Annotated in this window: 3 tRNA genes; all 3 read right to left on the reverse strand. The window is 49.6% G+C overall.

The features are described 5' to 3' along the window. Positions 1–5: 5 nt before the first annotated feature. Positions 6–82, reverse strand: a tRNA-Asp gene (locus AJ936_RS01680). 51 nt (positions 83–133) lie between these two features. Then, positions 134–209, reverse strand: a tRNA-Val gene (locus AJ936_RS01685). Between the two features lie 6 nt (positions 210–215). After that, positions 216–291, reverse strand: a tRNA-Arg gene (locus AJ936_RS01690). Positions 292–371 lie beyond the last annotated feature (80 nt).

Raw genomic sequence — 371 nt, forward strand, 5'->3', positions numbered from 1 at the left:
CAAGATGGCGCAGCGGACGGGGCTCGAACCCGCGACCTCCGCCGTGACAGGGCGGCATTCTAACCAGCTGAACTACCGCTGCATCCAAAGTAAAGAAGTAGAGATTATAAAACCTATTTATGATTTTATAAAATGGTGGTCACTATAAGACTCGAACTTATGACATCCACCTTGTAAGGGTGGCGCTCTACCAACTGAGCTAAGCGACCTATGATTGGCGACCCCTAGAGGATTTGAACCTCTGTTTCCACACAGAGAGAGTGTTGTCCTGGGCCACTAGACGAAAGGGTCATAACCCTAACAATAAAAATGGTGTCCCGTGTTGGATTCGAACCAACGGCCCCCTCCTTAAAAGGGAGATGCTCTACCGG

Origin of the sequence: Campylobacter sp. BCW_6877 (assembly GCF_001762445.1) — a bacterium.
Lineage (GTDB): Bacteria > Campylobacterota > Campylobacteria > Campylobacterales > Campylobacteraceae > Campylobacter_D > Campylobacter_D jejuni.